26 protein-coding genes and 1 riboswitch are annotated in these 24,873 nt (G+C 57.1%); of the genes, 17 read left to right on the top strand and 9 right to left on the bottom strand.

Annotated elements, in window-relative coordinates:
* Positions 1 to 220 precede the first annotated feature (220 nt).
* Together HFD97_RS07940 and HFD97_RS07935 are read right to left on the bottom strand one after the other, a co-directional pair.
* Positions 221 to 1,171, bottom strand: coding sequence for a hydroxyacid dehydrogenase (locus HFD97_RS07940; protein WP_046102874.1), 951 nt, complete (start codon positions 1,169 to 1,171; stop codon positions 221 to 223).
* On the bottom strand, positions 1,171 to 1,863 hold the full coding sequence (locus HFD97_RS07935) for an RraA family protein (RefSeq protein WP_046102875.1): 693 nt from the start codon (positions 1,861 to 1,863) through the stop codon (positions 1,171 to 1,173). Before HFD97_RS07935 ends, HFD97_RS07940 begins: the two co-directional genes overlap by 1 nt.
* 172 nt (positions 1,864 to 2,035) lie before the next feature.
* On the opposite strand from HFD97_RS07935, the gene HFD97_RS07930 reads away from it, so the two are divergent.
* From HFD97_RS07930 to HFD97_RS07910, 5 genes are all read left to right on the top strand, one after another.
* Positions 2,036 to 2,746 carry an IclR family transcriptional regulator gene (locus HFD97_RS07930; RefSeq protein WP_009093107.1) on the top strand — a complete coding sequence of 237 codons (711 nt, stop codon included), beginning with the start codon at positions 2,036 to 2,038 and terminating at the stop codon, positions 2,744 to 2,746.
* A gap of 337 nt (positions 2,747 to 3,083) precedes the next feature.
* Positions 3,084 to 4,067 (top strand): DUF1852 domain-containing protein, encoded by a 984-nt coding sequence (locus HFD97_RS07925; RefSeq protein ID WP_167431723.1) that lies wholly within the window; start codon positions 3,084 to 3,086, stop codon positions 4,065 to 4,067.
* 23 nt (positions 4,068 to 4,090) lie between these two features.
* Positions 4,091 to 5,122: a methionine synthase gene (locus HFD97_RS07920; protein WP_009093105.1), complete on the top strand. Its 1,032-nt coding sequence runs from the start codon at positions 4,091 to 4,093 to the stop codon at positions 5,120 to 5,122.
* A 304-nt stretch (positions 5,123 to 5,426) separates the two neighbouring features.
* Entirely contained in the window at positions 5,427 to 6,056 is a 630-nt protein-coding gene (locus HFD97_RS07915) for a LysE family translocator (protein WP_154928949.1), read from the top strand.
* A gap of 141 nt (positions 6,057 to 6,197) precedes the next feature.
* A complete protein-coding gene (locus tag HFD97_RS07910) occupies positions 6,198 to 6,635 on the top strand; it encodes a GFA family protein (protein ID WP_167431722.1) in 438 nt (145 codons plus the stop codon).
* Positions 6,636 to 6,677: 42 nt separating this feature from the next.
* Here the strand turns inward: HFD97_RS07910 and HFD97_RS07905 are convergent, their stop codons facing one another.
* Entirely contained in the window at positions 6,678 to 7,232 is a 555-nt protein-coding gene (locus HFD97_RS07905) for an AAA family ATPase (protein ID WP_167431721.1), read from the bottom strand.
* A gap of 217 nt (positions 7,233 to 7,449) precedes the next feature.
* Here HFD97_RS07905 and HFD97_RS07900 point away from each other — a divergent pair, with 217 nt between their 5' ends.
* The 6 genes from HFD97_RS07900 to HFD97_RS07875 all read left to right on the top strand — a co-directional run bounded on the left by HFD97_RS07900 (position 7,450) and on the right by HFD97_RS07875 (position 12,124).
* Complete coding sequence (locus HFD97_RS07900) at positions 7,450 to 8,568, top strand: alkene reductase (RefSeq protein ID WP_167431720.1); 1,119 nt, start codon at positions 7,450 to 7,452, stop codon at positions 8,566 to 8,568.
* A gap of 16 nt (positions 8,569 to 8,584) precedes the next feature.
* A complete protein-coding gene (locus tag HFD97_RS07895; protein WP_009093099.1) occupies positions 8,585 to 8,902 on the top strand; it encodes a helix-turn-helix transcriptional regulator in 318 nt (105 codons plus the stop codon).
* A gap of 107 nt (positions 8,903 to 9,009) precedes the next feature.
* A riboswitch (TPP riboswitch) is annotated at positions 9,010 to 9,130 on the top strand.
* Positions 9,131 to 9,214: 84 nt separating this feature from the next.
* Positions 9,215 to 10,198, top strand: a complete 984-nt coding sequence (locus HFD97_RS07890; RefSeq protein ID WP_009093098.1) for an FAD-dependent oxidoreductase — start codon at positions 9,215 to 9,217, stop codon at positions 10,196 to 10,198.
* Complete coding sequence (gene thiS, locus HFD97_RS07885; protein ID WP_009093097.1) at positions 10,188 to 10,385, top strand: sulfur carrier protein ThiS; 198 nt, start codon at positions 10,188 to 10,190, stop codon at positions 10,383 to 10,385. Before HFD97_RS07890 ends, thiS begins: the two co-directional genes overlap by 11 nt.
* Positions 10,386 to 10,387: 2 nt before the next feature.
* Positions 10,388 to 11,146, top strand: coding sequence for a thiazole synthase (locus HFD97_RS07880; protein ID WP_009093096.1), 759 nt, complete (start codon positions 10,388 to 10,390; stop codon positions 11,144 to 11,146).
* 9 nt (positions 11,147 to 11,155) lie between these two features.
* The gene (locus tag HFD97_RS07875; RefSeq protein WP_167431719.1) at positions 11,156 to 12,124 is read left to right on the top strand and encodes a HesA/MoeB/ThiF family protein; all 969 of its coding nucleotides are present in this window, start codon (positions 11,156 to 11,158) and stop codon (positions 12,122 to 12,124) included.
* An 8-nt stretch (positions 12,125 to 12,132) separates the two neighbouring features.
* Here the strand turns inward: HFD97_RS07875 and HFD97_RS07870 are convergent, their stop codons facing one another.
* Both HFD97_RS07870 and HFD97_RS07865 read right to left on the bottom strand, forming a co-directional pair.
* Complete coding sequence (locus tag HFD97_RS07870; RefSeq protein ID WP_167431718.1) at positions 12,133 to 12,546, bottom strand: ASCH domain-containing protein; 414 nt, start codon at positions 12,544 to 12,546, stop codon at positions 12,133 to 12,135.
* A gap of 233 nt (positions 12,547 to 12,779) precedes the next feature.
* A complete protein-coding gene (locus HFD97_RS07865; RefSeq protein ID WP_009093093.1) occupies positions 12,780 to 13,322 on the bottom strand; it encodes a thioredoxin domain-containing protein in 543 nt (180 codons plus the stop codon).
* A 317-nt stretch (positions 13,323 to 13,639) separates the two neighbouring features.
* Between HFD97_RS07865 and HFD97_RS07860 the strand changes: the two genes are divergently transcribed.
* The 6 genes from HFD97_RS07860 (at position 13,640) to HFD97_RS07835 (ending at position 20,094) form a co-directional block, all read left to right on the top strand.
* Positions 13,640 to 13,909, top strand: coding sequence for a hypothetical protein (locus HFD97_RS07860; RefSeq protein ID WP_046102883.1), 270 nt, complete (start codon positions 13,640 to 13,642; stop codon positions 13,907 to 13,909).
* Between the two features lie 441 nt (positions 13,910 to 14,350).
* Positions 14,351 to 14,941, top strand: coding sequence for a fimbrial protein (locus HFD97_RS07855; RefSeq protein WP_009093091.1), 591 nt, complete (start codon positions 14,351 to 14,353; stop codon positions 14,939 to 14,941).
* Between the two features lie 54 nt (positions 14,942 to 14,995).
* Positions 14,996 to 15,664, top strand: coding sequence for a molecular chaperone (locus HFD97_RS07850; RefSeq protein ID WP_033736783.1), 669 nt, complete (start codon positions 14,996 to 14,998; stop codon positions 15,662 to 15,664).
* A 141-nt stretch (positions 15,665 to 15,805) separates the two neighbouring features.
* Positions 15,806 to 18,250, top strand: coding sequence for a fimbria/pilus outer membrane usher protein (locus HFD97_RS07845; protein ID WP_167431870.1), 2,445 nt, complete (start codon positions 15,806 to 15,808; stop codon positions 18,248 to 18,250).
* A gap of 16 nt (positions 18,251 to 18,266) precedes the next feature.
* On the top strand, positions 18,267 to 19,376 hold the full coding sequence (locus tag HFD97_RS07840; protein ID WP_167431717.1) for a fimbrial protein: 1,110 nt from the start codon (positions 18,267 to 18,269) through the stop codon (positions 19,374 to 19,376).
* A gap of 190 nt (positions 19,377 to 19,566) precedes the next feature.
* Positions 19,567 to 20,094 carry a sterol desaturase family protein gene (locus HFD97_RS07835; protein WP_009093087.1) on the top strand — a complete coding sequence of 176 codons (528 nt, stop codon included), beginning with the start codon at positions 19,567 to 19,569 and terminating at the stop codon, positions 20,092 to 20,094.
* On the opposite strand, the gene crtB is transcribed toward HFD97_RS07835, so the two are convergent.
* From crtB to HFD97_RS07815, 4 genes are read right to left on the bottom strand one after another with little or no spacing between them, the layout of a single operon-like run.
* The gene (gene crtB, locus HFD97_RS07830) at positions 20,033 to 20,962 is read right to left on the bottom strand and encodes a 15-cis-phytoene synthase CrtB (RefSeq protein WP_167431716.1); all 930 of its coding nucleotides are present in this window, start codon (positions 20,960 to 20,962) and stop codon (positions 20,033 to 20,035) included. The genes HFD97_RS07835 and crtB overlap by 62 nt on opposite strands.
* A complete protein-coding gene (locus HFD97_RS07825; RefSeq protein WP_046102889.1) occupies positions 20,959 to 22,437 on the bottom strand; it encodes a phytoene desaturase in 1,479 nt (492 codons plus the stop codon). Before HFD97_RS07825 ends, crtB begins: the two co-directional genes overlap by 4 nt.
* Positions 22,434 to 23,594 carry a lycopene beta-cyclase CrtY gene (crtY, locus tag HFD97_RS07820; RefSeq protein ID WP_167431715.1) on the bottom strand — a complete coding sequence of 387 codons (1,161 nt, stop codon included), beginning with the start codon at positions 23,592 to 23,594 and terminating at the stop codon, positions 22,434 to 22,436. Before crtY ends, HFD97_RS07825 begins: the two co-directional genes overlap by 4 nt.
* Entirely contained in the window at positions 23,581 to 24,873 is a 1,293-nt protein-coding gene (locus HFD97_RS07815; RefSeq protein ID WP_167431714.1) for a glycosyltransferase, read from the bottom strand. Before HFD97_RS07815 ends, crtY begins: the two co-directional genes overlap by 14 nt.

The raw sequence follows: 24,873 nt of genomic DNA, 5'->3' as shown, positions 1-24,873 counted from the left end.
ATCTGCGGGTGTTTAAAGCTGGAGTGGCGCGATGTGGCATCTGAATGCTGAGCGCGTCTGTCAGGGGCGTGGCAGGCCACAGGGAGGGCAGAGAGAAAGTTTCAGAGGACAGGGCGGTAAAGCGGCAAGGGCATAGCCTGAAAGCCAGGCAAAAGAGAGAACGCATAAAAAAACCGGCTAAACGGCCCAGGCGCCTGTTTAGCCGGTCAGGAAAAGCCGATCAGGAAACCGGACTTTCGTCTTTCACCGGTTCTGCCAGCACGTTCAGCACGTTTGTGGCTGCCACGGTGCCCATCTTCACGTAGGAGTTATCACTGACGCCACCAATGTGTGGCGACAGAATCACGTTGTCGACATTCTGCCAGATATGCGGGGCGGTCAGCGGTTCTGTGGCAAAGCTGTCCAGCGCCGCCGAGGCGATCGTGCCGTCATTCAGTGCCGCGATCAGGGCTTCATCATCGATTAGCCCCCCGCGAGCCGTATTCACCAGAATGGCGCCTTTTTTACACAACGCCAGCGACTCTGCGTTGATCATCTTTTGGGTCTGTTCTGTCAGCGGGCAGTGCAATGAAATCACATCTGACTGACGCAGCAGATCGTCCAGCGAGGAGGAGACACACTCATCCGGGAAAGTGCGCGCATAGGGATCATAGGCCAGGACGTTCATGCCAAAAGCGCGGCCGATACGGGCCACGCGACCCCCTATCGCCCCCAGACCCACCAGCCCGAGGGTTCTGCCCTCCAGCTCCACGGATTTGTGGGTCGATTTATCCCAGTGTCCCTGACGCATGCGTTGATCCAGGGGGATCACCGATTTAGCGCAGGCCAGGATCAGCGCCCAGGCGTGCTCTGACACGGCAGCCGCGTTGGCACCCGGGGCCGACTGAACACTGATATGACGCTCAGCGGCGGCTTTCTGATCGATGACATCGATGCCACTGCCGTGTTTGGAGATAACGCGCAGAGCGGGCGCGGCGTCCATGATGCGGGCGTTAATCTTGCCGTAGCGGACGATGATCCCCACCGGGTTATGCTGCTGGCAGAGCTGAACCAGAGTCTCTTCGCCCGGCTGTTTGCCTGCATACACAATCGTGAAATCGTCGAGCAGGCTGACTGCCTGCGGCGCCAGATCGCTGGCGGTGACCAGAATGACAGGAGAAGAGGTCGTCATTACAGCACCTCCCCGTCAACCAGCATGCCAGCCGTAAGCAGCGCTTTCTCTAACCAGGGCGCGCGGAGATCGCCGTCGCGAATGGCGGCGATGCGGCTGGTTTCGAAATCCAGTTTTTTCTGCGCCAGTTCGATCAGGGCCGGAACGGCTTCACGAGGCAGCACAACCACGCCATCGATGTCGCCAATCACCAGATCGCCAGGCTGAATCGCTGCGCCTGCTACTGAAACAGGGAAGTTAACCCGTCCTGCAACCGATTTGGTCGGGCCACAGGGATTCAGGCCCGCGGCAAATACCGGGAAGCCATTGGTGCTCAGTGCATCGGCATCACGAACCGCGCCATCGATAATAATCCCGGCAATGCCAGAGGCCTGCGCCTGAGTAGACATAATTTCGCCGATTAATGCGCAGCTGATGTCGCCTTTGCCATCAACCACAATCACATCGCCCGGCTGGGCAATAGCCAGTGCGGCGTGGATAGCGAGATTGTCACCCGGTCTGACTTCAACGGTGATAGCGGGGCCGGCAACTTTCATGGTGTGGGAAAGCGGTTTTACGCGTCCGTGCAGCGTTCCGCGTCGCCCGGCAACATCTGCCAGTATCGCGGCCTGAAACTGAGCAGCCTGTTTTACGAGCTCTGGCGCGATACGGGTAATGTCGCGATTGATGAAGGTATTATCTGCATGTGGCATAGATCATCCTCTTTCGTTTTACCAGGTACAACTTTGTTGTACAATATAAAACTACTATATCTATGTTAATTTGGATCACACCAGTGTTAAGCATTCATTTGTGATGTAAATACGATGTGAATCACAAATTACAGGGTAAACTGCCTGCCGTCGCAAACAGGAGAACCTGCTAATGGGGAATGAAGGCGTAATTGCCGTAGAAAAAGCGCTGGCGCTACTGGATTGTTTCAGGCCTGGCGAAGAGTCACTCACGCTGACCGCGCTGGCCCAGCTTTCCGGGTATCACAAAACGACGGTTTATCGCCTGATGAACTCACTGGAACGCATGAATTACGTTATCCGGCGCGACAACGGGGTTTATACCCTTGGACCGAGACTGCTCTATCTGGGCAAGCTCTATGAACAATCCTTTCATCTTGCGACTATCGTCCAGCCTGAGCTTCATGCCCTGGCGACGGCCACGGGTGAAAGCGCCACCTGGTATGTCATCGAGAAGGATCAGCGACTCTGTCTGTTCCGCGCGGAACCGTCAGAAGGCTTGCGGGAAACGCGTCTGCCCGGAACGTTTCTGCCGCTGGACAATTCAGCCATCGGAAAGGTGCTCCGCTGCTGGGGACGCAGAGAACCGCTGTTTGAGACTCAGCCGGAACTTCCGTTGTTTACCTCCGGTATCCGCGATCCGCATATCGCGTCATTATCACTTCCGGTGTTTGGTGAGGGCGACAATATGCTCGCGGCCCTGGCGCTGACCGGACCCGCTTCACGCCTGACAGAGGCGAAACGCGACGGCGGTCTGGGTAAACTGATGAAAGAGGCGGCGCACAGGCTTTCCCTGAAATCGGGTGCGCGAAAAGCATTCTGCGATGATTTTTATAAGATCTAGCGCAGCGCACCAGCGGTAACGTTACCGCTGGTGAGATAAGCCCGGCACCCGTGCAGATTTGCCGCAACGCCTGGTTCTGTGTGAAGATGACAGGCCCGCGCACGGGTGCGGGTAAATGAATGTCCCGCCCGATCGTGAAAAATCCCCCGCTTTCCCGTCTCAACATGAATTTCCTTCATGTTCGTTGAAATTTAATCACTTTTTTTCACCCGTCCGTTGAGGCATAAAGTAAGAATTGTTAATAACTTTGAGAAATATGAATGCTTGTTAAGGGATAGCAAAGCTGCATAACCCTCTCAGCAACAATTCATATCAGCGACCAGGATACCCGATAGCGATGAACAACGATTTTGCCTTTACCATCAAGCGTATTCGTTTCGACGAAAACTATAACCCTTCAAAAAATACGCGCGCGACGACGAACTTTGCGAATTTAGCGCGTGGCGAAAAGCGTCAGGAAAATCTGCGCAACGCCCTGGTGATGATCGATAATCGTTTTAACTCGCTGGCGCACTGGGACAATCCAAAGGCTGACCGTTACTCCGTTGAACTCGAGATCATTTCTGCGGAGCTGAATCTTCAGGGTGGCGCTGACGGCGAAGCGTTTCCGGCTATCGAAATTTTAAAAACCTATATCGTGGATCATCACACCGGTGAGCGCAGCGAGGGCATTGTGGGAAATAATTTCTCATCCTACGTGCGCGATTATGATTTCAGCGTGGTGCTGGCAGATTTTAATAAAGGGCAGACTGAATTCAGCACGCCCGCGGATTTTGGCCAGCTGCACGGCAACATTTTTAAAAGCTTTGTTAACTCACCGGTCTATAAAGAGAATTTCAGCAAATCACCGGTTATCTGCCTGAGCGTGTCCAGCAAAAACACCTATGTGCGCACCGGCAATCAGCATCCCATTCTGGGCATTGAATATCAGCAGGATGCACCTTCACTGACCGATTTCTACTTCGGGAAAATGGGCCTGAAAGTGCGTTTCTTTATGCCGCAGGGCAGCGTTGCGCCGCTGGCGTTCTATTTCCACGGGGATCTGCTCAGCGATTACACCGACCTTGAGCTGATCGGCACCATCAGCACCATGGAAACGTTCCAGAAGATCTATCGCCCTGAAATCTATAATGCGAATTCCGCTGCCGGTCACTGTTATCAGCCGACGCTGCAGCATCAGGATTACTCTTTAACCCGGATTGTTTACGATCGTGAAGAGCGCAGCCGGCTGGCTGTTGAGCAAGGGAAATTTACTGAGGCCCATTTCATTAAGCCTAACCAGACCCTGCTGGCGCAATGGTCCGCTGAATCCGTTCTTTAATTAAAATTAAAAGGTCACCTGCTATGAAAACCTTATTACCGACATCCACCGCTGGCAGCCTGCCAAAACCCTCCTGGATTGCACAGCCAGAGGTGCTCTGGTCACCCTGGAAACTGCAGGATGATGAGTTAGTGGCGGGTAAATTAGATGCGCTGCGTCTCTGCCTGGACGATCAGGTGCGGGCCGGGATCGATATCGTCAGTGATGGTGAGCAAACCCGTCAGCACTTCGTCACGACCTTCATCGAACACCTCAGCGGCGTGGATTTTGAAAAGCGCGAAGTGGTGCGTATCCGCAATCGTTATGATGCCAGCGTCCCGACCGTGGTGGGTGAAGTCTCCCGCCAGAAGCCGGTCTTTGTCGAAGATGCAAAGGTTCTACGTAAGCTGACCGATCGTCCGATTAAATGGGCGCTGCCGGGGCCGATGACCATGATCGATACCCTCTACGATAACCACTACAAAAGTCGCGAAAAACTGGCGTGGGAATTTGCAAAAATCCTCAACCAGGAGGCAAAAGAGCTGGAAGCCGCAGGTGTGGATATTATTCAGTTTGATGAGCCGGCTTTTAACGTCTTTTTCGACGAAGTCAACGACTGGGGCATTGCGGCACTAGAGCGCGCTGTCGAAGGGCTGAAGTGTGAAACCGCCGTGCATATCTGCTATGGCTATGGCATCAAAGCGAACACCGACTGGAAGAAAACGCTGGGAACCGAGTGGCGCCAGTATGAAGAGGTCTTCCCGAAACTGCAGCGCTCATCGATCGATATTGTCTCGCTGGAGTGTCAGAACTCGCGGGTGCCGATGGATTTGATCGAGCTGATTCGCGGTAAAAAAGTGATGGTCGGCGCCATCGATGTGGCAACCCATAATATTGAGACGCCGGAAGAGGTCGCCAGTACGCTGCGCAAGGCGTTGCAGTTTGTGGATGCCGAAAATCTCTATCCTTCGACCAACTGCGGCATGATCCCGCTGCCGCGTCATGTTGCCAATGGCAAGCTCAACGCATTAAGCGCAGGCGCAGAGATTGTCCGCAGAGAAATTCTGGGCAAATAAGCGCTTCCTGAGCCCGTTCAGTCCGGCGAATGATTTCATTTTCACAATGCGATCGGCCGGACTGAATCTTAATCCTGCTTTTGCCCGTCTCATTTCCCGCTAAACCTCTTCAGCACTGCGCCCGTGTGCGATGACAAATGCGCATATAAACCGCTCAACCTGCCGGATTTCATCCGGACTATCCTGACCTGATCTTTATCGCCGCTGAATGAGATTCCGCCCATCAGGCGGACGACAGCATCACTGGTAAATGTTCGCCACAACCGATATAACAGATTGATAACAATCAATCTCAGAGGCAGTTATGGCGCTTTCGCATGAATTACTCCTGATTTTCACCACCTACTTTGTCGCCACGGCCAGCCCGGGTCCCAGCAATATGGCGATAATGGGAACGGCGATGAAAAAGGGCAGGGGGGCCGCCCTGGCGCTGGCAGCAGGTGTGGTGAGTGGCTCCATGATCTGGGCGCTACTGGCCGCCTGTGGCGTGCTGACGGTGCTGGCCACCTTCGCAAAGTTGCTGATTGTATTGAAGGTTGGCGGCGGGTTATATCTGCTCTGGCTGGCATTTAAAGCGGGTAAATCGGCCCTGCGCCGCACGGAAGCGACAGGCATTGATGCCAGCACTGAGCGGGTCGCCTGGGGCAGACTGTTTCGCCAGGGAATACTCATGCATGTCGGCAATCCCAAAGCGATTCTCACCTGGGTGGCGATCATGTCTTTTGCCCTGAAGCCCGATATGGCTGCCTCCACGGTACCGCTGATCATCGCTGGCTGTGCAACGATCTGTCTGCTGGTGTTCGGCGGATATGCGCTGCTCTTCTCGACGGCGGTAATGAGCGCGTTCTATCGCCGCATTCGTCGCGGACTGGAGGCGCTGTTAGCCTGCTGCTTTGCGCTGGCGGGGCTGAAACTGGTGTTCAGTCGCCACTAAGTCGGGGATGGCCGTTCGCGACATCTGCATGAAAATGGCACACCCTGTGCTGATGCAAACAACGGTTTCGCCAGGGTGTCACTGCGATCAGGGGGGCATCCGCAGCGGTGGCCTCTCTCATTACATCAACAAGGCGGTGAAATGAAAGGCTCGTGTTTGTGTGAAACGGTGGTTTTTGAGCTGGCAGCGCCACCCACGCTTTACTACCGTTGTCACTGTTCGCTGTGCAGAAAGCAGAGCGGAACCGGCTATAACCTGGCGACGCTGGTGAAAGCGGGGGAGTTCCGCTGGACGGGCGGAGAAGATCACCTGGCGTCATGGCAAAAAGCCAGCGGTTATCGCAACGATTTCTGCACCTGCTGTGGCTCCACCGTGCCCAACCCGCTGCGGGACAGGCCTTATGTGTGGATTCCGGTGGGTTTACTCAATGAGGTGGTGGATATGCAGTGTGTCGGCGACTTCTGCACCGATGATGCGATGCCCTGGGACACGACCCGCTCAGCAACCACCCATGCCGGACCGGTGCCGTCGCTGACGGCGCTGCTGACCCATCTGAAACTTGCTGATGAATCGCCATAGTTTCTCTGACGATTTCTGTCTGCATTCCTGGCCGTCGGCTGATTATGCCCCAGGGTATTTTAGCTGAAGTCCCCACTCTTCCGCGCAGATATTCATGGCGCGAGGAGAACTGAGCAGCAGTTTTGGCAGCGTGAGCGAGTCATAGAGCTGCCTGTGCCGCTTCCGGTTCTGAGGGGCGATGCGGATGATGTAGTTTAACATCGCCAGGCTTACCGGCTCTCTGTGAGTCCTGAGTCCCCCGATCCGCGGCGTGGAGGAGTAGCATCGCCGGACATAGCGCAGCAGCGCTAAGGGCACGCTGACATCCAGAAGAATCAGTCCGGTGGCCCGGGCGAGCCGTGCTTCAATACACTTGGTGTAGTTGCCTTCCATGATCCATCTCTCCTGACTGACTGCTTCGGCGTGTAAACGAAGGAACACGTCCGGCTCCCTGGGCACCCACTGACTGCCTGGAATATGATGCAACTGATCCAGGTGCACCACAGGCAGACCTGTTTTGCGTGACAGGGCCTCAGCCAGCGTAGATTTTCCGCTGTTAGAAGGCCCGAGAATACAGATGCGTGGTCCCAGCGCGTCTGACGAGATTAGCCTGTTCACAGATAGCTCCCTGTTAATTCCGATAGATGCGCTATGAGGGTAATTGCGTCTGCATCCGGAACAGCAATCCTACCCCACAGGTTCATCGCCTGGCGATAAGTCTCTCATAACCTGATGAAATCAGGCACAGGACAAATAAAAAGCCCACAAACACATTTACAAATTTAAATGTGTAAATATAATGTCGCCTCTTCAAACACCAGAGGATTTTTTTGTCATGCCATCACTTTTTACCCCCCTGAGCCTGGGCGACCTTCAGCTCCGTAACCGCATCGTTCTGCCGCCGCTGACCCGCTGCCGCAGTGAGCAGCCAAGTAATGTTCCCGGTCCGATGATGGTGGAATATTATCGCCAGCGCGCCGGTGCCGGACTGATGATCACTGAAGGCACCCAGATTGAGCCTCGCGGGCAGGGCTATGCATGGACGCCGGGGATACACAGTGAAGCGCAGATTGCGGGGTGGAAAAAAGTCACCGAAGCAGTGCATCAGGAAGGTGCCACTCTTTTCTGCCAGCTCTGGCACGTGGGGCGGGTGTCCCATAATGAACTTCAGCCAGGAAAAGAGGCCCCGGTTGCGCCGTCAGCTATAGCCGCCGATAACGTCCGGGTCTTTATTGAAACCGGACCGGGTGCCGGAATGTTAACCGCGCCCAGCGAGCCGCGGGCGCTGACGAACGCGGAAGTGAAAGAGATTGTGGCGCTTTACCGGCGGGCGGCGGAAAATGCCAAAGCGGCCGGGTTCGATGGCGTTGAGCTTCACTCCGCCAACGGCTATCTGATTAATCAGTTTATTTCTGAGCACACCAACTTCCGTACGGATGAATATGGTGGCTCGCCTGAGAATCGTCTGCGTTTTCTGCGTGAAGTGGTTGAAGCGGTAAGTTCAGTCTTTGGCAGTCATCGTGTCGGTGTCCGGTTTGCCCCGCTTTTCAGCAGCACGGACGAAGATCGTGTCTATCTGGGCCTGGTCGAAAGTGATCCGCATGCGACTTATATCCGCGCCGCGCAGCTGCTCAATGAGCTGGAAATCGGTTATCTCTCTATCGCCGAGGCGGACTGGGATAACAGTCCTGACCTGCCGGAGAGCTTCCGGATTGCGCTGCGGGAAACCTTCCGCTCGCCCATTATCTACTCAGGCCGTTACACCGCCGAAAAAGCCCAGCGGATGCTGGATAAAGGCTGGGGCGACCTGTTTGGTTTTGGCCGCACCTTTATCGCCAACCCCGATCTGCCCGCGCGGATTAAAGCAGGCAATCCGCTGAATCCTGTGGATCACACCTCCCTGTATGGCGGAACGGAGAAAGGGTATACTGACTACCCTGTTTATCCATCCTGATGTTTTGTGAGGCGGCATGTCACCCGAAGAGGCCCTGAAGTTACTGGCCAATCCCACCAGAATGGCCGTGCTGATGTGGCTCAAAAACCCTGACGAAGCGTTTGCGGGCTATGCCCAGCTCTATCCCTTCGACCAGTATGGCGTCTGTGCCAGTCTCATCCAGGACAAGGCGGGCTTATCACAGCCCGCCACCTCGTTATGCCTGAAAGCCCTGCAGAGTGCCGGACTGGTGGAAACCAGCAAAGTGGGTAAATGGACCTACTATCGCCGCGCCGAACCGCGTATTCGGGAAGTCACCGACGCGGTGACGCACTCCCTGCAGGCGCTGCTATAGACGTCGCCGCGCGCCTCTGAACCGGTAGCGACATCTTTCCTTATCTCGCTCTTTCTGCGTCGCGCCCCTGCACACTGCTTGACGAAGCTGTTCGCTTCACTTACAACTAAACCCGTCAGGGGAGTCTCGCCGGAGAGACTGAGAGGCTGATAGCGCACCCGCGCGGCTCAGCGACCCTTAGAACCTGACCCAGTTGATACTGGCGTAGGAAGACGGGTATCGCATCAGATACTTGCCGCAGGAGCGCATTCGCGTCGCTTCTGCCTATTCCCTCTGTATCACGGGTCTTCGTTAACGGATAACGAGGCGAATGTGACCCACTCAATCCTGAATCTCTCTTCTTCTGTGGCGGGCAGCCAGGGCCGCTGGTCGGTGCTGGGCAGCGGCGTCGCCGGACTCTGTGTCGCCACCCTGCTGGCGGAACGGGGAGAAGCTGTCGAAATTATTACTCAGCCTGACTGCCGGGCAGCCTCGCACTGGGCGGGCGGCATGCTCGCGCCCTGGTGTGAGGCAGAAAGTGCACCGCCAGAGGTGATCGAATGGGGCCAGCATGCCGCGGGCTGGTGGGCAAAGCGTGTGGATGGCGTGGTGCAGCAGGGCACGCTGGTGGTTGCACCGCCGCGTGACAGCCGTGAGCTGACGCGCTTTGCCAGCATGACGCAGCAGCATCAGTGGGTGGCCCCCGGCGACGTTGAACCGGCGCTGGAAAACCGCTTCGCACGCGGCCTTTTCTTCGCCCGGGAAGCGCATCTCGACCCGCGTCGGGCGCTGCAGCAGCTGCAGGATAGGCTCAAAGAAGCGGGCGTGCCGTTTCACAGCGGTCAGCCCGGCGGAAAGATTATCGACTGTCGCGGCATCCACGCCGCCGATCAGCAGCCCGCGTTGCGTGCCGTGCGCGGCGAAATGGTGATCCTCCATACCCCCGACATTTGCCTCTCCCGTCCCGTCCGGCTGCTCCATCCGCGCTTTCCCTGCTATCTGGTGCCTCGTGCCAATGGGCACTTCATGCTGGGTGCCACCATGGTCGAAAGCCATGACAGCAGCCCGATTAGCGCGAAAGCGATGATGGAGCTGCTGAGCGCCGCTTACAGCCTGCATCCGGCGCTGGCTGAAGCGCGGATCGTCGAGAGCGGTACCGGGTTGCGTCCTGCTTACCGGCAGAATCTGCCGGAGGTGCGCTACGAAAATGGCCGCTTCTCGCTCAACGGCCTCTACCGACACGGCTTTTTACTGGCCCCGATAATGGCTGAAAACCTTATGCGGCGACTGACTCAGGAGACACCCCATGCGAATTGAACTCAACGGACGCGCGATTGAAACCGGCGCAACGACCCTGGCGGAGCTGATGCAGGAGCAGCAGATCGATCCGCGCACCGTCGCCACCGCCCTGAACGGTGAGTTTGTGCCGCGCACCCGTTACGCCAGCCAGCGACTTGAGGCCGGGAATCAGCTGGAAATTCTGTCCCCGATGCAGGGAGGTTAATCATGTTTTATCAGTTTGCACCAACATCCCGTTTTCTGCTCGGCACCGCCGGTTACCCCTCGCCGGAGATTCTGCATCAGGCGATCGACGCGTCAGGCGCGGAGATCATTACCGTCAGCCTGCGACGGGAGGGGCGGGAAGGCGCGGCCTTTCGCACGCTGCTGCAACAGCTCAACAAACGCATTCTGCCGAATACGGCCGGCTGCCATTCGGTAAAGGAGGCGGTGACCACGGCGCAGATGGCGCGTGAACTGTTTGATACCCCCTGGATCAAGCTGGAGGTGATAGGTCATGCCGACACGCTGCAACCCGACCCCTTTGCCCTGGTGGAAGCCGCCCGCATTCTCTGCGCTGACGGATTTCAGGTGTTTCCCTACACCACGGAAGATCTGATTGTCGGTGAAAAACTGCTGGAAGCCGGCTGTGAAGTGCTGATGCCCTGGGGGGCGCCGATTGGCTCCGGCCAGGGACTGCGCAATATCGAGGGGCTGCGCGCCATGCGTGCCTGGTTTAAGGATATTCCGCTGATTATTGATGCGGGGATCGGCGCGCCGGGCCAGGCGGCTCAGGCGATGGAGATGGGCTTTGATGGCGTGTTGCTCAACACGGCCGTAGCAAAAGCTCGCGATCCGGTCCGGATGGCCGGTGCCTTTGCCGCCGCGATCCATGGGGGACATGAGGCGTTTCAGGCCGGGCTGATGGAGCAGCGCGATATGGCGTCGGCCTCCACGCCCCTGTTTGGTCTGGCACAGTTCAGTTAAGGAGCGACAATGGATCGTTATCAGCGACAGACGATGTTGCCGGAAATTGGTGAGGCGGGGCAGCAGCGACTGAGCAGGGCGCGGGTGCTGGTTGTGGGCGCGGGCGGGCTCAGCGCCACGCTGCTGCCCCTGCTGGCAGGTGCCGGGGTAGGGTTCATTCGTCTTTACGACGGCGATCGGGTTGAACTGCACAATCTTCACCGGCAGACGCTGTTTGGCGTGGACGATGTCGGGCAGCCAAAAGCCCTCTGCGCACAGCGGGCACTGGCGCAGCGAAACCCTGAGTGTGAAGTCGACGCGCATCCGCAGTCACTGAGCGCCAGTCTGCTGCCGCAGGCGCTGGCGGAGATTGATGTGGTGGTGGATGCGGCGGATAATTTTGCCATTACCTATCAGCTTTCGGACGCCTGTTATGCGCGCGGCCTGCCGCTGATCTGCGCCTCAGTGCTGGGGCGTAAAGGTTATGTCGGCGGATTCTGCGGCGGTGCGCCCGGCTATCGCGCGCTGTTTCCGCACTTGCCCACTGCATCGGCTGACTGTAACACCGCGGGCGTTATGGGGCCTGCGGTGGCCACGCTGGGGGCCATGCAGGCACAGATGGTGCTCACGGTATTACTGAAACTGACGCCTTCACCGCTGGGTTGTATGATCCACTGCGACCTGGCCTCGTGGCATATGCGACAGTTCCGCTTTGACGATGCCCCGAAACCGGAGGCGCCGGGCACGCCGTTCATCGACCTGGCCATGCTCACTGGTGAGGACTGCATTGTGGAGTTGCGCAGCGCCGAAGAGGCCCCGGTCAGCGTGGCGGAAGGGGCGTTGCGCATTCTGCCAGAGCAGATCGCCGGCTGGCAGCCGCCTGCCGATCGACGCGTGGTCCTGGTGTGCGCCAGCGGAATGCGGGCCGCGCGTGCGGCTGAAAATCTTGCCGCACGCGGGGTCACGCGTCTGGCGCTGATGGCGGCAAAGGTGCTGTAACTCCCGGTTCAGATCACCTCGACCAGCTGGAACGTTTCGAAAATCAGCTCCATCTCAGGGTGAAAAGAGCCTTCACGCTGAAAGTATCGCTGATGTTCCTGACGCCAGTAGTCGAGGCTGAGATCGCCTTCACCTTCAAGCATCGCCATCTCCGGCGTCACCCGGTCAAAGCGCGTCAGGAACAGCCCGGTGGTGCGGATCACGCAGACGGGCTGCTGTTCACCGTTGAGAACAATGCTGTAACCGCCCGGCTGGGGCAGTTTTTCCTGATCCTGCCAGCTGGCTGCCGACCCACAGGTGGCCACTTTTTTTCCCGCAATAATCAGCGTACTTAACGCGTTCGCCAGCTCGGGTGAATCACCAAATGCATCGATAATTGCATCCGGATATTTTTCCTGCAGTTGTTCCAGCGTCATCGCCATCAGCAAATCCTTATGAAAAAGGGTGCCTTCCTGCATCATTGCAGAGGCACCGAAAAGGTGTGCAGCCGTTCTCTCTGCAACAGCGCTATCTGAGGAGCAGGCTGCTTGTCGCCGAACAGCTTACCCGGCATTCCGGCAGGAAAACAGGCGAATCTCCGGGATAAGCCGTTTCGCCCGCCGATGTCGTGCACAAGCGCCGCTGTCAGGCCACGCTGTGACTCAGGAGAGACGAACTAGCGTTTCAGGAAGCTCGCCCACTGCTCAATGTCATCACCGCTGCTAATCTCAGGCTGCACCAGGCCGTTAACCATAAAGGTAGGAGAGACGTGAATGCCATTCTGGCGGGCGTATTTGCAGTGCCACTTGATGGCATTCTGCAAATCGGGCCGATCAAATGCCGCCATGGCGTCGACGCCACTGTAGGTTTTCAGGCGTTCCAGAATCTGATTCGGGGTGGCATCACGGTTCGGACCGGTGCAGTGATCGGTAAATTCAAACTCTTCGCGGTGATCGGCAACGGCCTGCATCACCTGTCTGGCGGCCGTTTTACTTTCACAGGCCGCGGCGAGGATATAGCGCACAATGAGACCCGAATAGAGGTGCCACGGCTGGGATTGCAGACGGATCTTCAGAGTGATGTTCTCTTCGCCTGCGTGCGCCAGTAAGGCGTCGAATTTATTGAAAGCGCGAACGGAAAACGGACAGGTAGGTTCCAGAAAGACTTCGAAGACCGCAGGACCCTGACCCCAGACCAGAACATCAGCGTGCTGATTCATTAACCACTCCTTAAGTTTAAACGTAACGGGAAGTCGTTTTACTCTGGCAAATCCGCGGCACAGCAGCCAGTTAAGAATGGGGCTCAATTGTTACAAAAATCGGCAATCAGAAGCGGAGCCGCAGGTAACAGGCGACAGGCAGGCCTCTGAATCGTTAGAATTATCCGTTCTGGCAATCTTCGCCGCGGGTTCTGGACGGCCGCTGGCGAGTCGCTATAGTTAATCAGCAGCGTTCATTCGCCTGAATGAGAAGATCCTTTCTGTGACTTCCTGTCGGGGATACACGGGAAGCGGATACGTGTTAGAAGAGGCTAAATTTGTATACCGATCTCACCTGGAAAACACTCTATCGCATTATTAACCAGACGATCGCGGACATGCTGGATGAACAGCAGACCCTGGATGTCCTGTCACTGCGCGCCCGTCTGCTTGAACGGGCGGAAAAAGAGGAGGATGAGGTGATGGTGCTCTGCTACTGGCAGGCCTGCAAAATACTGAGGCGTTTACCTGCCACCGTGACTGCCAGCCAGTTAATGCTGGCTGCCCGCCATGCTTTTCGTGCGCCGCTGGATAACGATCTGCCCTGAGTGAAGCGGACAGGTGCGCGTCAGCCGTGAACATAACAGAAAGGGCGACGCCTGAACCGGAGAGAGATCCCTGCGGGTCATACCGCATACCTGATTTAACGATGGACTGCTTAAAGATTCCCATTCTGGAATTCATAAATATTTTTTGAAAATATAATGGGTAATTAAAGTGATCATATTATTCATCACATCCTGTCGTTTATTTTCCGACTATTTAAGTCGGGATTGCTGGAATTGATCCTGCTCAATTAACCTCCTCAATATTAAATCTCAGCCCCGGATAAATCTGCTCGTTTAAGTTTCGTCTACCTTTGTTTAATTAATATACCCGCAACATAATAAACAGCGCGTTATTATGTTGGCGCATTATTATCGATGCATATTTATCCATCTGGTGGTTGGTTGCGGCCACTTTGCATGTTCTGAAAAGAGAAACAGTTGATGAATATCAGAAAACGTATTCTGCCAGTGGCGCTGGCGGGCCTTATGATTTCCGGATCAGCATTCGCCACCCCGACTGACGGCCCATCCCCTATTAATACGAATCCGGGAACGGCAGCGGGAACGCAGGGAGCCGGTGGTGAAGTTAAATTTACCGGTGAAATTACCGATGTATCCTGCAACGTGACAACCGCCAGTAGTAAGCAGAGTATTGATTTAGGTAAATGGGCCAAATCCTATTTCGAAAGCCGTACGGAAACCACTGAAACGCCGTTCACTATTTCAGTCACAGACTGCCCGACATCCGTCAAAAAAGTGGCGGTGTTGTTCGATGGCGATAAAGACAGTGGCGACAGTACCCTGCTTAAAGTTGCCAGCGGCGGGGCGTCCGGTGTCGGCGTGAAACTTTATGAAGCTGACCGTCAGACTCAGGTGGCTATCGGCGCCGTCTCCAAAAACGTTGATGTAGTGGCAGCCAGCACGGGGGGGCACGCCGATTTAAAATTCTATGCTGATTACAAAAGTGACGGTGCCGCTATTAATGTGGGCGCGGCCAATGCCGTATCAAATTTTGTGATGGTTTATAACTGATTCATAGCAGGGGCAACCCTGCTTTCCCTCCGTAATTCAATGGCGTAACGCTCTATGATTAAGGTAATAAGAATTATTTCGCTCATTTCGGCGTGTCTGCTTCATCTCGCGGCGCATGCAGGTGTGGTGATGGGAGGGACCCGGGTTATTTTTGCTGAAGGAAAAAAGGAAGCCACGCTGTCGGTAACAAATCAGGATAAGACGACACCCTATCTGATCGAATCCTGGATCGAGAATGCCGATAAAAATAATCACACCCGCGTTCCTTTTATTGTGACGCCCCCGCTGTTTCGGCTGGATGCCAATAAAGAGAACCTGCTCAGGATTAATTATCTGGGCATGCCACTGCCGAAAGATCGGGAGTCTGTTTTCTGGCTGAATGTCAAATCGATCTCACCCACACCGCGCGATAAAAGCAATCAGCTGCAGGTCAATATTAAATCGAAATTTAAACTCTTTTTCCGGCCAAAAGGGCTGGCGGGAAATCCGGCTGACGCCTGGCAGGACATCGCGTTTCGCCAGCAGGGCAACCAGCTGATTGCGCATAACCCGACGCCCTATTTCGTCTCCTTTTATACGCTGAGCGTGAATCATCAGGCGATCAACGATCCCGGTATGATTGGTCCGGGTGAAGATCGTCACTGGACGGTCAGCCATGCCGGCCCGGTGAGCTGGTCTGCCATCAATGACTATGGCGGCGTTACTGAAGAACGTACACGCTGATGGATTTTGTTGTGGTTTTACTGATCTGATGCCGGGGCCTTAACCGTGAAAGTGACGCAGCACGCGCAGTTTAAGAAGAGAAAATATGCAAAGACGAAGCATGCCTCTTCATGGCTGGCGGGTGTACCGGGAGTGATACTGATGGTGTTCTGCCCGTTGCGGGCTGCCCGCGCCGACGACTACTTTAATCCGGCGGCGCTGGAGTTTTCATCCGATCAACACACGGCCGCCGATCTGCACTATTTCGCCCGTGAGGGCGGCCAGCAGCCCGGCACCTATCATGTCTCGCTGTTGCTCAACAACAAAGTGATCGATAGCCGTGATGTCTCTTTTGTTGAGGGCAAAAACGGGCTGATTCCACAGCTGACGGTAGCCGATCTCTCCGCGATGGGGGTAAACGTTGAGGGTTTCTCTGCATTCAGCCACCTGAAGAAAGATGAGGCGATTGCTGAGCTGGGCGATTACATTCCCGATGCCTCAAGTGACTTTGATTTTGCGCACCAGCAGTTAAACCTTTCCATTCCCCAGATTGCCCTGAAGATGAAAGATCGTGACTATGTCGATCCCGCCAGCTGGGATGAGGGCGTATCAGCGGCTTTCGTGGACTATAACCTCTCTGGCAGCAGCGGCCGCAATCAGAATGACCGCTGGAACTCGACGCTGCTGAGCCTGCGCAGCGGGGCTAATCTTGGCGCATGGCGTTTGCGTAACACGTCCAGCTGGCGTTACGATCTGGTCAGTCACTGGCAGTCTCAGACGACCTGGCTGGAGCGGGATCTTAAGACGCTGAAAAGCCAGTTCCGGGTCGGTGATACCTACACCTCGGGTGACGTGTTTGACAGCGTGCAGTTCCGGGGGGTGCAGATGATGTCAGATGACACCATGCTTCCCGAAAGTCAGCGCGGCTTTGCCCCGGTGATCCATGGCATCGCCCACAGTAATGCGCGGGTGACGGTGAGTCAGCAGGGTTATGTGATTTATGAAACCGTGGTCGCACCGGGTGCTTTCGAGATTAAAGATCTCTATCCCACCGCTCAGAGCGGCGATCTTGATATCACTATCCATGAAAGCGATGGTTCGGTGCGCACCTTCACCCAGCCTTACTCTGCGGTGCCTTATATGCTGCGTCAGGGACATCTGAAATATAGCGTCAGCGGCGGTCGTTATCACTATTCAGGCAGTCACAATCTGCGCTCACCTGAATTTGTCCAGTCCACGCTGTTTTACGGACTGCCGCATGACTTTACCGCCTTTGGTGGCGTACAGCTCGCGCAAAACTATCATGCTGTGGCGGCGGGGCTGGGCAAGAGTCTGGGTGATTTCGGCTCGCTGGGAATGGATGTGACCTTCGCCAGCACCCGGTTACCGCAGGGGCTGAGCCGAAGTGGCCAGTCAGTGCGCGCGCAGTATCAGAAAAATTTTGCCTCCACGAATACCACTTTCAGCATGGCCAGCTATCGCTACTCCTCCAGCGGATTTTATGCCTTTAGCGAAGCCAATGCGCTCACCAGCCCGGCGAGCTATGTCGATAACAAGCGCAGTCGTTCAGAAATTGCCGTCTCCCAGGGTATCGGTGACGCTGGCAGTCTCAGTGCGTCTGCCTATATGCAGCGCTACTGGCGATCAAACAGAAACGATCGCACCCTGCATCTGGGTTTCTACAGCAATTATAAAGCCATCTCCTGGGGCGTGGCCTGGTTTTACACCGACTCGACCCAGGCCCGGAAAGCTGACCGCGCTATCTCCTTCAATATTTCGGTTCCACTGAGTGCCTTACTGCCGGACAGTTCGGTCAGTTACAGCATGAATGCCAGCAATCGCGGGGATGTCTCGCAGCAGGTCGGCCTGTCAGGCAGTGCATTGCAGAACAATAACCTGCACTACACCCTGCAGCAGGGCCACGACAGTCAGGGGCAGAATGTGAACAGTAGCGGCTCGCTGGACTATCGCGGCAGTCAGGGCAGCGTCAGTGTCGGAGTTGGTCACGATCGTCACAGTACGCAGTACAGCTATGGCCTCTCGGGCGGGATCGTGGCCCATGCGCACGGCGTGACGCTAAGCCAGCCGCTGGGGGATACCTTCGCGATTGTCCGGGTTCCGGATACCGCCAATGTGGGCATCCAGAGCGGCAGCAATGTGTTCACGGACGGCCGCGGCTATGCAATTGTGCCTTCACTCTCGCCGTATCATGAAAATGCCATCGAGCTGGAAACTGAAACGCTGCCCGACAATGTAGACGTGGAACTGGATGGGCAAACGGCTATCCCGACCCGCGGGGCGATTGTGCTGGCTGACTACGCGACCCATGTGGGGAACCGGGTGCTGTTCACGCTTACCTGGCAGCATACCTTCCCGCCTTTTGGTGCCACAGGGCAGATTGCAATCCATGCCGGGGGGAATCAGAGCAGCACAAGCGGCATTGTCGCAGAAAAGGGCGAACTCTATCTGAGCGGTGTGCCCGCTCAGGGGACGGTTGAAGTGAAGTGGCAGGAGGAGGGGAAACAGAAAAGCTGTCGCGCGCCGTTCCGCCTGTCTGACGCCAGCGGCACGAATCCGGTCAGACTGGTCTCTGCGGTTTGCCAGTAATTCACAGGAGTTTCAGATGAAATCAGTTCAGCGTGTCATTAAAGGGATCGTGCTGCTCATCCCGGCACTGGTCTGCTGGCCCTCTCTGGCCCAGGAGTCGTGTCAGGGGGTGAGTCAGGTGGTCGTGCAGGTGCATAATGTCAACTATGTCCCGGGCGCCGCTGACGGCACCCCCATCTCCGCGCAGATGCCCGTGCAAAGTACCAATGCGTTTACCTGCAATAAAAACAGCGGTGAGCAGGGCTATGCCTGGAAAGATATGGGGTTTCAGATTAATGCTGAAGAGTCGGGATTACAGACCTCAATTGCAGGAGGGCACACGACGCCAATCTATCGCGTACCGGGTGTTGAGAGCATCGGATTCGCGATTGGATTTAAAGAGCCTTCATATTGCAACAGCGGCTTTTTCGACACCACCGGCAAAGGCAAAACCAGTTCGATCTGTAACTCGCAGGTCAGTCCACAGTTCAACGCGGCACACGACATCAAACTGCAGTCCTATGTGGTGTTTTACAAAATTCCGGGGCAGCGTTCCCCGCTGAACCCAGGCAACCAACCCGCGAATGTCGGTGAGGTAAACATCGGTAATGCCAGCCTGAAGGTGGGGAACAGTGCGGCCAGCAGCCAGCCGATCAACGACAGGCCGCAGCTCTTTCTCTCCAGCTTTACGGTGCAATATGGCAGCTGTGCCGTTGTCACATCCCAGTCTGCGATTAACGTCGGGATGGGAAAAGTGAGTAAGGCGGAGTTCACCGGCATCGGCAGCCGGGCGGGAAGCGAAAAAAGTTTCCGGATTCAGGTGATGTGCGAACACAGCGCCGCAGTCAAAGTCGGCTTTTTTGGCATGGCGACCGCTGGCGACAAGGATGCCATCAGCCTGACACCACAGAGTAACGCCGCGTCAGGGGTGGGCATTGCCCTGACCTATGGCCCCGGTCTGCAGGTCGCAGAAGGCCAGCGCGTGCCGCTGAATGTGCCGACCGATCAGCTGCCGGTGCTGACTACCGTCTCCTCACCCGATCAGGCGAAGTCGATGTCGTTTAACGCCCAATATATTCAGACCGACAGCCAGGTGATGGCGGGTAAAGCGGACGGGACCGTCACCTTTAATCTGGTGTATAACTGAGCCGTTGCCGCTGACGCGGATTCACCGGTTATGGCGACCGGTTTCCCTTCCGGGTCCGGCTACCTGGGTTATCCGCTTTATCATCTGCAGTAATTGTTAAAACCCGCCAAACCCGCCCGGCTGTTTTGGCCAATCTCTGTTAAAATTGAACCTCTGCGCCACTTTGCAGGATGCATGTTCGGGAGAAGCTATGTTGTGGATTTGGAATGCCCTGATTGTTCTGGTCACCGTGATCGGCATGGAGATAACGGCTGCGCTGGCGCACAAATATATTATGCATGGCTGGGGCTGGGGCTGGCATCTGTCGCATCATGAGCCGCACAAGGGCTGGTTCGAGGTTAACGATCTTTATGCGGTGGTGTTCGCGGGCCTGTCGATTTTACTGATCTGGCTGGGCAGCACGGGCGTCTGGCCGTTGCAGTGGATTGGCGCCGGGATGACGCTCTATGGCCTGCTCTACTTTATTGTTCATGACGGCCTGGTTCACCAGCGCTGGCCCTTCCGCTATGTTCCGCGTCGGGGTTACTTACGTCGGCTCTATATGGCGCACCGGATGCATCACGCGGTGCGCGGAAAAGAGGGTTGTGTCTCGTTTGGCTTCCTCTATGCGCCACCGCTGTCAAAACTGCAGGCGACGCTGCGTGAACGTCACGGCGTTAAACGGGGCGCTGCCAGAGGTGAGCGGGGCGTGGAGCAGGACGCGCCATCCGGGAAGTAACCGCCTGACCTGACGCCGCCATCAGCATGACCAGTTTCTCGGGTGTGCTGGTGGACAGGCGCTGATCCCACGCCGCTGGCCCTGCCTGAATCACCTTCATGCCGATTTTACGATAGACCTGCTTCGCGGTTGCGATTGCCCATGTCGATCGCAGCGGCAGGCCTGGCAGACCTGCCGTGGCCGAGTGATAGTAGGGCTCGGCCGTTTCAACCAGGCGACGGGCGACGCGGCTCAGTGCCGGACGGTGTTGCGGCGCGGCCAGATTTTCCCGTGTAAGCCCCTCTTCAGCCAGCCACGCTTCAGGCAGATAACAGCGGTCTGCGGCCGCATCTTCGACGATGTCGCGGGCAATGTTGGTCAGCTGAAACGCCAGGCCGAGATCGCAGGCGCGATCCAGTGTGGCCCTGTCGCGCACCCCCATGATCTGCGCCATCATCAGACCGACCACCCCCGCCACGTGATAACAGTAGCGCAGCGTGTCGTCCAGCGTCTGATAGCGGGTCTCACGCACATCCATCGCAAAACCGGCCAGATGAGCAAAGGCGTAGTCAGGCAGAATATCGTGCGCCATCGCCACCTCCTGAAAGGCCGCAAAGGCAGGCTCATGCATCTGCAACCCGGCATAAGCCTGGCGGGTTTTTGTCTCCAGCTGCGCCAGACGCTGTTCGGCGGAGAGCCGCGACGGCGTATCGTTGCTGAAGCCCAGCACCTGATCGTCAATCACATCATCACAGTGACGGCACCAGGCGTAGAGCATCAGCACACTGCGTCGGGTTTTGGCATCGAACAGTTTCGATGCCGTGGCAAAACTTTTTGAACCCACTTCCATAGTTTCTACAGCATGATCGAGCAGTGACGGACTGTTCAAGCCAGATCCTCCAGCATTAATCCTGCCGTGGCTTTCGCCGAGCCCACCACGCCGGGAATGCCTGCGCCAGGATGCGTGCCTGCGCCGACCAGGTAGAGGTTACTGAGGTGTTTGTCGCGGTTATGTGGCCGGAACCAGGCGCTCTGGGTCAGGATGGGTTCAACCGAGAAGGCGGAGCCCTGATAGGCGTTCAGCTCATCGCGGAAATCGAACGGCGTGAAGATGCGGTGCGTCACCAGCTGACTGCGCAGGCCCGGCATGTAGTGCTGTTCCAGATAGTCAAAAATACGGTCGCGCAGGCGCGGACCTTCAACCGCCCAGTCGATATCAGCCGTGCCGAGATGCGGCACCGGGGCCAGCACGTAGTAGCTGCCGCAGCCTTCCGGAGCCAGCGAGGGATCGGTGACGCAGGGGGCATGCAGGTAGAGCGAGAAGTCCTCGGCCAGGCCATCACGATTGAAGATCTCATCGATCAGTTCACGATAGCGCGGGCCGAAGCAGACGGTGTGGTGAGCCAGCTGGTCATGATGATGATTCAGGCCAAAATAGAGCACAAACAGGGAGTTGCTCATGCGCTTGTTCTGCAGTGTCTTTCCCTGTGCCACAGAAGGGGGATGCTGACGCAGCAGATCATGGTACGTATGAACCACGTCTGCGTTGGAGGCGACGGCGCGGGTCGGGAGTACCCGGCCATCTTCGAGATGGACGGCCGTAATCCGGTTTTCCTGCGTTTCCAGCCGGGCCACGCTGGCATTCAGTTCCACTTCACCGCCCAGATCCTCGAACAGTTTTACCATGCCCTGCACCAGTGCGCCCGTGCCGCCGCGCGGAAACCAGACTCCCCATTCACGTTCCAGCGCATGAATCAGCGTGTAGATGGAGGAGGTGGCAAAGGGATTGCCGCCGACCAGCAGCGAGTGAAAGGAGAACGCCTGACGCAGGTGTTCATCCTCAATGTAGCTTGCCACCTTGCTGTAAACACTGCGCCAGGCCTGCAGTTTTGCCAGCTGTGGCGCGGCGCGCAGCATGTCGCGGAACGAGAGAAACGGCACAGTGCCCAGTTTCAGATAGCCCTCGGCGAACACAGCGCGCGAGTAAGCCAGAAAACGGCGATAGCCTTCGACATCACGCGGATTAAAGGCGGCGATCTGCGCTTCCAGTTCGGGCTGATCGTTGTCATAACTGAACACCCTGCCTGACTCCCAGCAGAGACGATAAAAGGGCCTGACCGGCAGCAGCTCAACATAGTCAGCGAGCTTTTTACCCGCCAGCGTAAATAACTCTTCAATCGCGCTGGGATCGGTGATCACCGTCGGGCCGGCATCAAAGGTGTAGCCCTGATCCTGATAAACATACGCCCGGCCGCCTGGCTTATCGCGCTTCTCCAGCAGTCGGGTGGGAATGCCTGACGCCTGAAGGCGAATCGCCAGCGCCAGACCACCAAAGCCTGCGCCAATTACTGTCGTTCTGTTCATTGCATCGCCTGTTGACGGTGAGGAGTCATGATAGCCTGTAACGCCGCCAGTACGGGGACCGGGGGCTTGCCGCTTAAAATACGCAGCCGATCAGGCAAAGTAAGTTTTCCCGCATAAAAACGGGCGATCAGACCTTCGGGAAGGCCATAAAAACGTTGCATCACCTGCCAGCGCTGCCCGGCTGGCCCCGCCAGAAACAGCATCCGGTTCAGCATGCGAAAGAAGCGCTGCTGCTGCCAGGCCTGGGAGGCCACCTGTCTGATAGTGGTGTTGAGTGAGGCCGATGTCATTACGGGCATCTCCGCCAGCCGATCAGCCAGCGCCACTGCCAGCGGCAGTGAGTAGCCGGTGGTGGGATGAAACAGCCCGGCGCGTAAGCCGCTGCAGGGCAGGTCACGCTTCTGCCAGAATGCGTCAACGTCGCCTGTCAGCGTGATGGGCAGGGCACCCTGTTCTTCGCGCAGCAAACGGGCCAGCTGCCAGCCCTGCTGCGCCGCATAGTCACGAATATTCTGGCGGGCGCGTTCACCGTCCAGCGTGGCGCGGTCGATATAATGGGTGTCTTCAATCAGCAGCGTATCGGCCGAAAAGGGCAGGCTGTAGACAAAGCGATAGCCGCCCTGCTGGTCAACCGTGGCATCCATAATAATTGGCGCGGTCAGCCCGTGTGGAGCACTCAGCTGCCACTCCTGTCCGACAAACGATTGAAAGCCCATGCGCAGCGCGCCATCGGGCTGGTAGCCCCGGCCATCAATCACGGCATCCGCTTCCACTACCCGCCCATCGTCCAGCGTAACCGAGTGTGAATCGAGCATTGCAACACGCGTATTCAGCAGCAGGTCAGCAGCAAAGTGATCGCGCATGACCTGAGCGAAGCGCTCTGCGGTGACACAAAAATAGCCACTGTTCAGATGGCGCTGACGTTGCGGAAAGCGCACCTCATAACCGGGCCAGTGATGCACCACCAGCGGGGCGATCCAGCGGTGCTGCGCTTCAGTCAGGTCGTCTGCATGAAAGGACCAGGTGTGATGGGCGCCAGGCTGACTCTCCGCGTCAATCAGCAGTATGCGCAGCGACGGCCGCTGCTGGCGGAGGCGCAGCGCAATCAGCCCGTTGGCCAGACCCGCGCCCACCAGAATCAGATCATACCGTGGCATAGGCACTCCCGTTCAGCACGGGCTGGCGGGTCAGCATCGCCTGCTCGACGATGTCCGCTGCCAGCGAGGCGCCACCCGCCTGACGAAGCGCGGCGCGCAGGGGCTTCATCTGCTCAGCATAGTGCGTATCCGTCAGTAAGGTCTGCAGCTGGCGGGCCATGGCGTGACTGGTGGTAAAACGTGAGGCGCGGCGGCCGATACCGTGCCAGACCACCCTGGCTGCCACGCCCGGCTGATCAAAGGCCAGCGGGATTGTCAGCAGAGGCGTCAGATGGTTAATCGCATCCAGCACCGTGTTCATGCCGCCGTGGGTAATGGCCAGGTCGGCCTGGGCCAGCGCGGCGGCCTGGTCAGCAAAATCGACAACCTGAACATGGCTGGCCTGCGCCAGTTTCTCCGCCTGAAACGGCGACAGGCGGCCACAGTGGGCCAGCAGTAACTGCGCGTCGATCTCCTGACAGGCGCGGACGATCGTTTTAAACAGGCCGTAACGGTGTCCCTGCAGGGTGCCGAGGGAAGCAAAAATGCGCGGCCTGTTGCCATGCGGAAAATAGCGCGGCTGTGCGGCCTGGGGCGCGTCCGGGGCGCGCAGCGGGCCAACAGCATGAAAATGGTCGGGCAGCGCCTGACGGGGGAAATCCAGCGCCGGGATCAGCTGGCTGATCTGTGCCAGCGGAGAAAAACAGTGGTGCAGCTTTTCCCGCGGTGGCAGCCCCATTGCATGGGCGTTACGGGCGATGACCCTGTCGTGGCGGCGCATCAGCCAGTCGTAGATTTTTTCACTGGCACGATAACGTTCGCGCGCCTGATCGCTGGTGCCATAGTCAAACGGCATCACTGCCAGCGGGAAATCCGCTTCACGGTTAAGCGGCAGGGCACAGGCCACCGAAACATAGGGCAGATCGAGCGCCTCAGCGGCCAGCGCGCCGGCCGGCTCCATCTGATCGACAATCACGCCATCCACTGCCAGCGTATTCAGCACCACCGGCAGTTCGCGACAGAGCATATCGCTGCTGCGAGCCATCTCACTGATCAGTTTCAGCATCGACGGGCCAAGGGGGTGTGCAGCCAGCTGCAGGGTATGCGCCAGACTTCCGGCAGGATGCGAGGTTAAGCCCAGCGGAAAAAAGCCGATGCGGCGATCGGTGAGCAGTGCGCTGACGTCCGTCTGCTGGATAAAGGTGATACGGTGTCCGCGTGCTATCAGGGCCTGGCTGAGATGCTGAAGCGCCTGCACATGGCTATAGAAGGGCGGTGCAATAACCGCAAAGTGGCTCAT

Source organism: Pantoea sp. EKM103V (assembly GCF_011800365.1).
Lineage (GTDB): Bacteria > Pseudomonadota > Gammaproteobacteria > Enterobacterales > Enterobacteriaceae > Pantoea > Pantoea anthophila.
This window is presented reverse-complemented; position numbering and strand designations above follow the sequence as displayed.

Excerpts from the sequence above, each read along its gene's own strand:
- HFD97_RS07835 (WP_009093087.1), top strand. The coding sequence starts at position 19,567 with ATGTTGTGGATTTGGAATGCCCTGATTGTTCTGGTCACCGTGATCGGC.
- HFD97_RS07910 (WP_167431722.1), top strand. The coding sequence starts at position 6,198 with ATGAAAGGCTCGTGTTTGTGTGAAACGGTGGTTTTTGAGCTGGCAGCG.
- crtY (WP_167431715.1), bottom strand. The coding sequence starts at position 23,594 with ATGCCACGGTATGATCTGATTCTGGTGGGCGCGGGTCTGGCCAACGGG.
- HFD97_RS07850 (WP_033736783.1), top strand. The coding sequence starts at position 14,996 with ATGATTAAGGTAATAAGAATTATTTCGCTCATTTCGGCGTGTCTGCTT.
- HFD97_RS07920 (WP_009093105.1), top strand. The coding sequence starts at position 4,091 with ATGAAAACCTTATTACCGACATCCACCGCTGGCAGCCTGCCAAAACCC.
- HFD97_RS07845 (WP_167431870.1), top strand. The coding sequence starts at position 15,806 with ATGGTGTTCTGCCCGTTGCGGGCTGCCCGCGCCGACGACTACTTTAAT.
- thiS (WP_009093097.1), top strand. The coding sequence starts at position 10,188 with ATGCGAATTGAACTCAACGGACGCGCGATTGAAACCGGCGCAACGACC.
- HFD97_RS07870 (WP_167431718.1), bottom strand. The coding sequence starts at position 12,546 with ATGGCGATGACGCTGGAACAACTGCAGGAAAAATATCCGGATGCAATT.
- HFD97_RS07930 (WP_009093107.1), top strand. The coding sequence starts at position 2,036 with ATGGGGAATGAAGGCGTAATTGCCGTAGAAAAAGCGCTGGCGCTACTG.
- HFD97_RS07900 (WP_167431720.1), top strand. The coding sequence starts at position 7,450 with ATGCCATCACTTTTTACCCCCCTGAGCCTGGGCGACCTTCAGCTCCGT.
- HFD97_RS07880 (WP_009093096.1), top strand. The coding sequence starts at position 10,388 with ATGTTTTATCAGTTTGCACCAACATCCCGTTTTCTGCTCGGCACCGCC.
- HFD97_RS07865 (WP_009093093.1), bottom strand. The coding sequence starts at position 13,322 with ATGAATCAGCACGCTGATGTTCTGGTCTGGGGTCAGGGTCCTGCGGTC.
- HFD97_RS07855 (WP_009093091.1), top strand. The coding sequence starts at position 14,351 with ATGAATATCAGAAAACGTATTCTGCCAGTGGCGCTGGCGGGCCTTATG.
- HFD97_RS07840 (WP_167431717.1), top strand. The coding sequence starts at position 18,267 with ATGAAATCAGTTCAGCGTGTCATTAAAGGGATCGTGCTGCTCATCCCG.
- HFD97_RS07935 (WP_046102875.1), bottom strand. The coding sequence starts at position 1,863 with ATGCCACATGCAGATAATACCTTCATCAATCGCGACATTACCCGTATC.
- HFD97_RS07815 (WP_167431714.1), bottom strand. The coding sequence starts at position 24,873 with ATGAGCCACTTTGCGGTTATTGCACCGCCCTTCTATAGCCATGTGCAG.
- HFD97_RS07915 (WP_154928949.1), top strand. The coding sequence starts at position 5,427 with ATGGCGCTTTCGCATGAATTACTCCTGATTTTCACCACCTACTTTGTC.
- HFD97_RS07825 (WP_046102889.1), bottom strand. The coding sequence starts at position 22,437 with ATGAACAGAACGACAGTAATTGGCGCAGGCTTTGGTGGTCTGGCGCTG.
- HFD97_RS07875 (WP_167431719.1), top strand. The coding sequence starts at position 11,156 with ATGGATCGTTATCAGCGACAGACGATGTTGCCGGAAATTGGTGAGGCG.
- HFD97_RS07895 (WP_009093099.1), top strand. The coding sequence starts at position 8,585 with ATGTCACCCGAAGAGGCCCTGAAGTTACTGGCCAATCCCACCAGAATG.
- HFD97_RS07940 (WP_046102874.1), bottom strand. The coding sequence starts at position 1,171 with ATGACGACCTCTTCTCCTGTCATTCTGGTCACCGCCAGCGATCTGGCG.
- HFD97_RS07925 (WP_167431723.1), top strand. The coding sequence starts at position 3,084 with ATGAACAACGATTTTGCCTTTACCATCAAGCGTATTCGTTTCGACGAA.